The organism is Acinetobacter junii CIP 64.5 (assembly GCF_000368765.1).
Taxonomy (GTDB): Bacteria; Pseudomonadota; Gammaproteobacteria; order Pseudomonadales; family Moraxellaceae; genus Acinetobacter; species Acinetobacter junii.
In genome coordinates this window covers 1,694,458-1,704,612 of sequence record NZ_KB849655.1, presented here as the reverse complement: position 1 = coordinate 1,704,612, position 10,155 = coordinate 1,694,458, and the positions used below count along the sequence as shown (strand labels likewise).

Genomic DNA, 10,155 nt, shown 5'->3' with positions numbered 1-10,155 from the left:
GGACAGCCTGTTCTAATTCTATAGAGAATAGCTTCAATAAAATTACGTAAATTTGAGTTGTGATGAATAGATAAATTACGCAAAATAGTTTTCAACTTTTGCCAGTGTTGATCTGTCAGCATGGTACGAGGCATAGCGAATAGTAAAATTGGGTTTGGCGATTTGATTTTACTACTTCGCTATTTTTTTAAGCTAAAAGTGTCAACACACCCTAGATTATCTGGGATATATATTATTTTTCCGTGGTGTTTATATTCTGCTTTAGTTTTTGGTTTTGATGGTTTTTTAATAAATTAATAATAAAAAAGACCCAACCCTATGAGGTGGGTTGGGTATGAGAAGAAGGATGTTTGATCATTGGGAGAAACATCCTTGAGGAATTTGTATCAAATTGCTTAATTTCTTATCTAAATTGATTGTGTCTCTTTTTACTTAATTAGGGAAATTGATAATATTTATCTTCAGAATTTGTTTTTTCGATTATTTGTTTTTTTAATTAAATCAATAGTTTAAAATTTTCTGCTGTATCAAATGATAAAGAGACTATTCATTTTTTATAAATACTTGTAAATACACCAGAGTATTGTTAAAACTAAACTAGTTTAATTATTTTAAAGTGTTATTTTAATAAAATGAAATTTAAAAAGTTGCATATTATTCTTTGATTATAAAAGTCTCAAAATTAATTGGAATCATATCAGCGCAATTTAAAAATTAAGGTAAGATTAATATTCTCAAGAAATCAAATAGGATGAGTTTTTGAAAAGAGTAGGATGTCTTCATGGAACGTAGTTTGAAACGTGTTAAATTACGTTCAGAGCAGATTAGCCTTCGTCTATTTTCTTGCATGGTCGTGATTATTTTTTCGATCTTATACATTTCTATTCCATTAATAATTCATAGTTATCAAGATTATATAAAAACTCAACAAGTATTATCAGAAATCACAAGTTTGCGTGCCTTAGTAAAAACAGCCAATAAGATTTCAAGAGAGCGAGCGCCTGCCAATAAGCTCATGTCGAGTACGCCTGATGAGCTTCAGCAACATCAAAAGGAGTTGAAAGAATTTAGACTGGTTGTTGATCAGCAAATTGATGAGGCGATTACAACACTTCATCAAGCAGGTTTTAACTCTATCGCGACGGCTTTAAATTCTGATTTAAAAACTCAATTAGCACAGTCACGAAAAGTCGTTGATGACTATGCTCTGATCCCTCCAAAACAACGTAATGCAGCAGAATTAGATCATGCGATAGCTTCCATGTTCGCTGCATGGGATAAGACACGTGAATATCTGAGTGCTTTGATGCTAGAAGCAAAAAGTAAAGACAGTAAGATGTCAAATTACTTTATTTCGATTGTTGTTTTAACGGATATGCGTGATCAAGCGGGCCGCGTAGCATCTAATATCATGGCACCTGTGACGTTTAAGGAAACGATATCAGATATTAATCGTGCTCGATCATTACAAACTCAACATCAAGCCAGATATCTATGGTCTTTGGTTGATATGATTCAGCCTGAACAAACCAAAACTACAGAATATTATCGTTTACATCGACGTGTAAAAACGGAGTTTCTTGATCAGGGATTACCACTGATCTCAAGATTATTAGATGAGAGTGCGAAGAAACAAACATATTCACTTACAGGAACGCAACTCACGGAGCAAATTGTAGATAAATTTATTACGGTGATGGATCTACAAAATTATATTTTGGATAGCAGTATTCAAGTAGCATATGAGCAAAATAGAAAAGCGAAACAACAACTGATTTTTACATTGTGTATGACCAGTGTTTCATTGCTGACTGCTCTATTTATTATGATTTATACCAAGCGGAAGGTATTTATGCCTTTAATTAGGGCTCGGCAAATGATTTTACGCTTATCTAACACATCCTATGAAGACCTGCATACGAAAGCATCAAAACAGGAATTTGCTTCATTATTCGAAGCGATCGATCGTTTAAAAGCGATGTTAAAACAACGAGACATGATGGAGTCTCAGTTGAAGAAAATTGCGAACTCCGATGTGCTGACTGGTGTAGCGAATCGCTTAGCTTTGGATGAATACATTCGGGTTTTGGAAAGTCGCCCAAATGCCTTTTCTAAAACAGGTGTGATCGTGATTGATATTGATAACTTTAAGTTGGTCAATGATCAGTATGGTCATATTGTGGGTGATCAGGTGATTACAATGATCGCGGATCAATTGAAGCATAACGTAAGGGCATCTGATCTGATTGTGCGTTATGGTGGTGATGAATTTTTAGTGGTCATTGAAAATATTCAGTTAGATGCAGCTAAGCATATTGCGGAAAGTATTCGTACTGAAATCGCCAGTCAGTCTATAGAGGTTTCGAGTTTAGGTGAATCCATCCAAGTATCGGTAAGTATTGGAGTTGCTGTCGGAGCAGAAAGCTGGCTTGAACTGCTAGAAAATGCGGATCAATCGATGTTAAGAGCGAAGGCTAAAGGGAAGAATGTGGTGGAGGGATAAATAATTTTGTCCATTAAATAAAAAACGGTGAATTAATCACCGTTTTATCATTAAATTACAATAAGTTGTATTTTATTTAAGCATCGGTTTTAAGAACTTACCTGTGTGTGAAATCTCAACTTCAGCAACTTGCTCAGGTGTGCCTTCAGCGATAATTTGACCACCACCAGAACCGCCTTCAGGGCCTAGATCAATCACCCAATCGGCAGTTTTGATCACATCCAAATTATGCTCAATCACCACAATGGTATTACCCTTATTACGTAGCTCATGCAAGATATCGAGTAACTTGGCAATATCATGGAAATGTAAACCTGTGGTTGGCTCATCTAGGATATATAAGGTTTTACCCGTATCACGTTTTGCTAACTCACGCGCTAATTTCACGCGTTGAGCCTCACCACCTGAAAGGGTTGTTGCGGCTTGACCCAAACGGATATAACCAAGTCCCACTTGAGTCAGTGTTTCTAGACGACGATGAATCACAGGAATTGCACTAAAGAATTCGGCTGCATCTTCTACCGTCATTTCTAACACATCAGAAATATTCTTACCTTTATAGCCTACTTCCAGTGTTTCACGATTATAACGCTTGCCATGACAGGCATCACAAGGCACATACATATCAGGCAGGAAATGCATCGCGACCTTGATCATGCCATCGCCTTCACATGCCTCACAGCGCCCGCCTTTTACGTTAAACGAGAAACGACCTGCGCTATAACCACGTGCTTTGGCTTCAGGGGTTTGCGCAAATAACTCACGAATTGGGGTAAATAACCCCGTGTAGGTAGCAGGGTTCGAACGTGGTGTACGACCAATTGGACTTTGGTCAATATCAACCACCTTATCCAAATGCTGTAAACCATCAATTGAATCAAACTTTTCTGCGGTAAGAGTGGTTGCACCATTGAGTTGAGTGGCTGCTAAAGGCAATAAAGTTCGGTTAATTAAGGTTGACTTTCCTGAACCTGAAACGCCAGTGACACAGGTCATAATGCCTAAGGGAATGGTTAAATCAACATTCTTCAGATTATGTCCGCTTGCGCCTGAAAGCTTAATCACTTCATCAGGACGTGGTGATTGGGTACGTTGTTTGGGCACTGCAATTTTTAATTTGCCTGAAAGATACTGACCTGTAAGCGAATCGGCATGGTTCGCCAATTCGTCATAAGTTCCTTCAGCAATGATCGCACCACCGTGAATCCCTGCACCTGGTCCGATATCAATGATATGGTCCGCAGCACGAATCGCATCTTCATCATGCTCAACGACGAGCACGGTGTTGCCCAAATCACGTAAACGAATGAGCGTTTGTAATAAGCGATCATTATCACGTTGGTGTAGACCAATCGATGGTTCATCAAGCACATACATCACGCCCATCAAACCTGCACCGATTTGCGAAGCGAGACGAATACGTTGTGCCTCACCCCCTGAAAGGGTTTCAGCCGAACGTGCTAAGCTCAAATAATTGAGTCCAACACTCACCAAAAAGTGTAAACGCTCACGAATTTCTTTAAAAATTTTATCGGCGATTTCGCCTTTAGCCCCCTCAAGATTGAGGTCTTGATAATAACTTTCTGCATCACCAATCGACATCTTGGTGATTTCAGCAATGGTTTTGTCTTTAACACGAACATGACGCGAGATTTCATTGAGACGAGAACCACCACAGGCATCACAAGCGGCATTAGATAAGTATTGAGCTAAGTCATCTCGGACATAATTCGATTCCGTTTCACGATAGCGACGTTCCAAATGTGGCAAGATTCCTTCAAAAGGTTGCACACGATTATGTTTACGACCACGTTCATCAATATAACTGAGGTCGATTTTTTCTTTGCCTGTACCTTGTAAGAATTTCTTTTGTGTCTCTTTATCCAGTTGATTCCACGGGGTATCGAGTGGAATATCAAAATGATCTGCGACTTTTTGAAGCATCGTATAGTAATACGGACGCTGTCTGTCCCAACCACGAATTGCACCTTGGCTGATCGATACTTCTGGGTTTGGAATAAGTTTGTCGGCGCTGAAATGACTACGCGTCCCTAAACCATCGCAGACAGGGCAAGCACCAAAAGGATTGTTAAATGAGAACAAACGAGGCTCGAGTTCAGCAACCGCACGGTCACATTCAGGACAAGAGTGTTTCGCTGAAAAGACACGTTCTGGGTGTTCGCCATTCATCCACGATAAAATTGCAATATCGCCACCTAAACGTAAGGCAGTTTCAAAGGATTCAGCAATTCGATTGCCAAGATCATCGCGGACTTTGAAACGGTCGACGACGACTTCGATGGTATGTTTTTTCTTTTTGTCTAATTCAGGTGGGGTATCAATATCAATAATTTCGCCATCGACACGCGCACGCACAAAGCCTTGGCTTTGTAATTGTTCAAATAAGTTACTGTATTCGCCTTTGCGCTCACGGACCACAGGTGCGAGCAACATCAGTGCCGTACCTTCTTCAAGCGATTTTACTGCATCGACCATTTCCGAAACGGTTTGTGCGACCATCGGTAAGTCATGTTCTGGACAATAGGGTGTACCCACACGCGCATAGAGCAGTCGTAAATAGTCATAAATTTCGGTAATTGTTCCAACTGTTGAACGCGGGTTATGGCTCGTTGATTTTTGCTCGATCGCGATCGCAGGGGATAAACCTTCGATTGAATCAACTTCAGGTTTTTCCATTTGCGAAAGGAATTGTCGTGCATAAGCCGAAAGTGATTCAACATAACGGCGCTGACCCTCAGCATATAAGGTATCAAATGCCAACGATGATTTCCCTGAACCTGAAAGCCCTGTGATCACCACAAATTTGTCACGTGGAATATCGAGTGACACATTCTTTAAATTATGGGTACGTGCGCCTCGAATACGGATATGACTTTGGCTCATGAAAACATCTCAATAATATGCAATAGAAGATCAAAAGACGTTGAACATTGATGGGGTGCATCATCAATTATTTAATTTGAATGTCTTGAGAGAAAGTTCAGTACCAATCAATTTAAAATAATTGCAGAGCAGCATCGTGCTGTTTAACAGGTCTTATATGATAGCGCCTTAAAATTGTTCAAGTGGTATAAAAATATTTAAAACGACAAATTGTGACGGTCAGACCACTTTTTCAAACATGATCAGTCTCAAACCGAGTTGTATTTTTATCATTCCTTTTCTCATTTTACTACTGTAAAGCTGTTGCTAAATAAAAATACATAACTTTACTAGACGACTGGTCTAATATTTATTTATAGTGTGAACATGAAACGATCAATGAAAAGTGAAGCAACCCGAAAACACATCTTGGATACCAGTTTTGAATTGGTATTGCATAAAGGTTTTGTTGGGCTTGGCTTACAAGAAATTTTGAAAGCCTGTGACGTACCCAAAGGTTCGTTCTATCACTATTTTGCGTCTAAAGAGGCCTTTGGTTGTGCTTTATTAGAACAGTATATGGCTGACTATAAAGTACGTGTCGAGCAGCTGTGGCAGCACTCTGAACAAAGCGCTTATGCACGTTTGATGGCGTTGTGGCAGGCGTGGATTGACGATCCAATTTACGGCAGTTGGGCAGAAAACTGCTTAATAGTGAAACTCGCGGCTGAAGTCTCTGATTTATCAGAAGACATGCGACAAATTTTGAATTTAGGTGTGCATCGACTCACGCAACGCATAGCGCTGCTATTACAAGAAGGGCAGCAGCAAGGTTCGATTCCAACACATCTTGACCCATTTAAAACAGCTCAAGTGATGTATCAGCTTTGGTTGGGTGCGGCATTGATGACCAAATTGGCACAAGACAAAGCACCATTGCATCTAGCTTTGGATACCACGAAACAGCTGTTACAACCGATACAGGAATAAATCATGCAAAGTGTTATCCACTACCAATTTGGCGAACCCGTAGATGTTTTAGAAGTAGCGGATATGCCTCAACCAGAGCCTAAAGCAGGTGAAGTGCGTATCAAGACCATTATGTCTCCAATCCATAATCATGATGTATGGACGGTGAGGGGAAGTTATGGCTATAAGCCAACTTTACCTGCAATTGGTGGCAGTGAAGCGGTAGGTATCGTTGATGCTGTAGGTGAAGGTGTCGATGAAAGTAAATTAGGGCAACGGGTTGCAGTCGCTGGGGTACATGGCAGTTGGGCAGAATATTTTATTGCTCCTGCGCAAAGCAGCATTCCTTTAAATGATGCGATTGATGATGAAACAGCAGCTCAATTGATTGGTATGCCGATTAGTGCATTGATGTTATTGGACTTTGTAAATGTTCAAGCAGGTCAATGGCTGATTCAGAACACAGCGAATGGTGCTGTGGGTAAAACCGTTGCCATGATTGCTCAAGCGCGTGGTTTGAAAGTGATTAATCTCGTGCGTCGTACCGATGCGATTGCTGAAATGCAGGCTTTAGGTATTCAACATGTAGTTGCGACTGATCAGGCGGATTGGAAGCAACAAGTGAAAGCCATTCATGCTGATCAGCCATTAATTGCAGGCGTGGATTCAATTGGTGGAGCGGCGAGTGGTGAAATGCTGAATCTACTGAGTGAAAATAGCTTATTAGTTTCATTTGGCAGCATGACGGGTGAAACCATGCAGATTTCATCGGGTGATTTGATTTTTAAACAGGCCACAGTGAAAGGCTTTTGGGCAAGTGTAGTCAATAAAGAAATGCCAGCAGAGCGTAAAAAGGCATTATTTGTTGAGCTACTTACACTTGCGACCCAGAAAAAACTGGTTCTACCTGTAGAAGGCGTTTTCAGTTTTGATGACATTAAAACTGCTGCACTGAAAGCGACTCAGGGAGCACGTCAGGGTAAAGTGTTGTTAAAAGCTTAATTTTGAAAATTGCATGACCAGTCGTGAGGCTGGTCTACTGATATTGAGTCATACAATAAAAAGGAAAATGAGATGATCGGACAACTGCTCGTAGGACTAATTGCTGTCTTGCATGTTTATATCTTAGTATTGGAAATGTTTTTATGGGATAAACCAGCAGGTTTAAAAGCATTTACGAATACTCCTGAAAAAGCCCAGCTCACCAAAGTTTTAGCGCAAAACCAAGGTCTTTATAATGGTTTTCTTGCAGCAGGCTTATTCTGGTCGTTAATTGCACCTGAAACCTATGCTGTGGCTTTGGCGAATTTCTTTTTAGGTTGTGTATTGATTGCAGGTATTTATGGTGGTTTGACGGCAAGCAAAAAAATTATTTATATCCAATCTATACCCGCAGTGATTGCCTTAATTGCCGTTAACTGTTTTTAAGTAATAAAGGTATTCACTCGATCTGATTTGTGTTTTAATGCAGCCAGTTTGAGATGAGCCTCATACAGTATATCGGACGATACGATATACGACTAAGCCCCTTTATGGGGCTTTTTTATGTCTAAGAGAATGTCGTGTTTAATTATTTATAGGATTAAGCGTGATCTAGCCCTAACCATTGGCGTTGCTGATAAGCGCTATCCCAAAATAACCACTCCAGTTTTGCACCCATCGTATATGCTGCGTGCATTTTCGCTAAAGTATCTTCATCGCAACGCGCTGCTACTTTATCAATCGTTGCAATCACATTACTTACCGCTGTATTAAATTCTTCACCTGCATAGGTATCAATCCATGCTTGGTAACGGTTATTGTCAGCGGATTGGTGAGTAATTGATTTCCCGACTTCTGCATAAATCCAAAAACATGGAAGCAATGCCGCTAAAATCACAGGATAACTTTCTGACCAAGCTGTAGCCGTTAGAAAAGATGTGTAGTGATGACAGGCAAGGGTGAGCGGGGTATTTTCAAATTCAGTTTTGCTGATGGAAAACTCTTGCATGAAATCACTGTGCAGACTACGTTCAACGATGATTGCAATTTTTGCAGCTTCAGAAAATTGAATTACATCATCCGCTTCATAAGCTTTAGCAGCAGCAACTGCAAGCGCACGACCATAAGCCAATAGATAATGTGCATCTTGAATCACATAATGACAAAAGACTTGAGGGTCCAATGTTCCTGCTGCAAGTTCTTGGTTGAATGGAAGTGCGAGGATTTTTTGATAAAGGTCGATGTTGCGCTGCCAGACATCCTGAGAAAAAGTCATAAATTGAACCTGTAAAAACAATAAGTCTAAGATTTTATTCAAACTATATCAGAACTTAGCTTTGATCGTATTTGATCTCAAAATAAGTCCAACAATCTTTTCTGTCTTTCGGTCAAAACTCGCCTACAATAGTCACATTTTTCTACCCAAACGATTTCGAATAAAAGGTTGCTCATGAAGCATTTTCGTTTCTCAATTTTCTTTACAGTAGTGTGTTTAGCACTATCTGCTTACTGGGGCTATACGCATGGCCCAGAAGCAGGTATTGCAACAATGCTGAAAGCATTAACTATTACTGCAATTTTGGCAGTGATGGAAGTCTCTCTCTCTTTTGATAATGCCGTGGTCAACGCATCAGTACTCCGTAATTGGGATCATTTCTGGAAAATGATCTTCTTAACGGTGGGTATTTTAATTGCCGTATTTGGTATGCGCTTGGTTTTCCCTGTCGTGATTGTTGCTGTCACAGCAGATATGGGCATGATGGAAGTCGTGAAATTGGCACTTAACGATCCGAAGTCTTATTCAGCTCGTTTGATGGAACATCATGCAGAAATTGCAGCCTTTGGTGGTACTTTCTTATTGATGGTGTTCTTGAATTTCTTCTTCGATGATGAAAAGGAAACTCATTGGTTCCGTTGGATCGAATCTAAACTCTCACATCTTGCAAGTGTTCCTGCGATGTCTGTTTTCATTGCTTTGGTTGCGATGTTAATCATGGCGGCGAATGTTGAGGAAAGCAAACGTCTGGTAGTGACGATGGCTGGAATCTGGGGGATCGTGGTTTATATCGGTGTGCAAGTTCTCAGTCATTTATTGGGTGGTGAACCTGAAATTGATGAACACGGTAATGCCGTAATGCATGATGGCAATGGGGCTGCATCAGGTGTTGTCAAAGCAGGTTTTGGTGGTTTCTTATATCTTGAAGTCCTAGATGCATCGTTCAGTTTTGATGGTGTTATTGGCGCATTTGCGATTACCAGTGATGTTGTGATCATTATGTTGGGTCTTGCGATTGGTGCGATCTTCGTCCGTTCGATGACGATCTATCTGGTTGAGAAAGGCACTTTAGATGCTTACATCTTCCTTGAACATGGTGCGCACTATGCGATTGGTGCATTGGCATTCATTATGATTGCTAGTGGTACAGGTTTACATGTACCTGAAGTGGTGACTGGTTTGATTGGTGTCGCATTTATTGTTTGGGCGGTAATTGCCTCGATCCAATACAGTAAACGACAGAAGCTAAGCTCTTAAGATTAGTTTCAGTTTGATCACTTAAGATCTTTTAAAGGGACGGTAACGTCACTGCTGTCCCACAAATATCACAAGAAGAACCTCAATTGAGGTTCTTCTTGTTTTCGCCATTTTTTATCAGGCACAAAGAGTGACCTTAAAAGTTTCCTTTCAAATAAATTGACCTGAATAATTCTCAGTAAACGCTGAACACTCCATCCTTCTTGTGCCATGTGTTTAGCGAAGTTCACCAGCAAATAGGCAATTAATGCAATCCATATTTGCGTTTGTATCGCATTGCGGCTTC

The 10,155-nt window shown here is 40.2% G+C and carries 7 protein-coding genes and 2 pseudogenes; 5 read left to right on the top strand and 4 right to left on the bottom strand.

What is annotated here, in order from left to right; translation table 11 throughout:
- Positions 1-134: pseudogene (locus F948_RS16220) on the bottom strand (IS5 family transposase); the annotation flags it as partial.
- Between the two features lie 647 nt (positions 135-781).
- Here F948_RS16220 and F948_RS13710 point away from each other — a divergent pair.
- A complete protein-coding gene (locus F948_RS13710; protein ID WP_004964886.1) occupies positions 782-2,503 on the top strand; it encodes a GGDEF domain-containing protein in 1,722 nt (573 codons plus the stop codon).
- A 72-nt stretch (positions 2,504-2,575) separates the two neighbouring features.
- On the opposite strand, the gene uvrA is transcribed toward F948_RS13710, so the two are convergent.
- Positions 2,576-5,407, bottom strand: coding sequence for an excinuclease ABC subunit UvrA (uvrA, locus tag F948_RS13705; protein ID WP_004964883.1), 2,832 nt, complete (start codon positions 5,405-5,407; stop codon positions 2,576-2,578).
- A gap of 366 nt (positions 5,408-5,773) precedes the next feature.
- On the opposite strand from uvrA, the gene F948_RS13700 reads away from it, so the two are divergent.
- The 3 genes from F948_RS13700 (at position 5,774) to F948_RS13690 (ending at position 7,783) form a co-directional block, all read left to right on the top strand.
- Positions 5,774-6,376, top strand: a complete 603-nt coding sequence (locus tag F948_RS13700; RefSeq protein ID WP_004964880.1) for a TetR/AcrR family transcriptional regulator — start codon at positions 5,774-5,776, stop codon at positions 6,374-6,376.
- A gap of 3 nt (positions 6,377-6,379) precedes the next feature.
- Positions 6,380-7,357, top strand: a complete 978-nt coding sequence (locus F948_RS13695; RefSeq protein WP_004964876.1) for a zinc-binding dehydrogenase — start codon at positions 6,380-6,382, stop codon at positions 7,355-7,357.
- Between the two features lie 72 nt (positions 7,358-7,429).
- Positions 7,430-7,783 (top strand): DUF1304 domain-containing protein, encoded by a 354-nt coding sequence (locus tag F948_RS13690; protein ID WP_004964873.1) that lies wholly within the window; start codon positions 7,430-7,432, stop codon positions 7,781-7,783.
- Positions 7,784-7,937: 154 nt separating this feature from the next.
- Here F948_RS13690 and tenA read toward each other — a convergent pair whose 3' ends face one another.
- On the bottom strand, positions 7,938-8,612 hold the full coding sequence (gene tenA / locus F948_RS13685; protein WP_004964871.1) for a thiaminase II: 675 nt from the start codon (positions 8,610-8,612) through the stop codon (positions 7,938-7,940).
- Between the two features lie 174 nt (positions 8,613-8,786).
- Here tenA and F948_RS13680 point away from each other — a divergent pair, with 174 nt between their 5' ends.
- Positions 8,787-9,869: a DUF475 domain-containing protein gene (locus tag F948_RS13680; protein WP_004909842.1), complete on the top strand. Its 1,083-nt coding sequence runs from the start codon at positions 8,787-8,789 to the stop codon at positions 9,867-9,869.
- 68 nt (positions 9,870-9,937) lie between these two features.
- Here the strand turns inward: F948_RS13680 and F948_RS16455 are convergent.
- Positions 9,938-10,155 (bottom strand): annotated as a pseudogene (locus F948_RS16455) (IS4 family transposase); the annotation flags it as partial.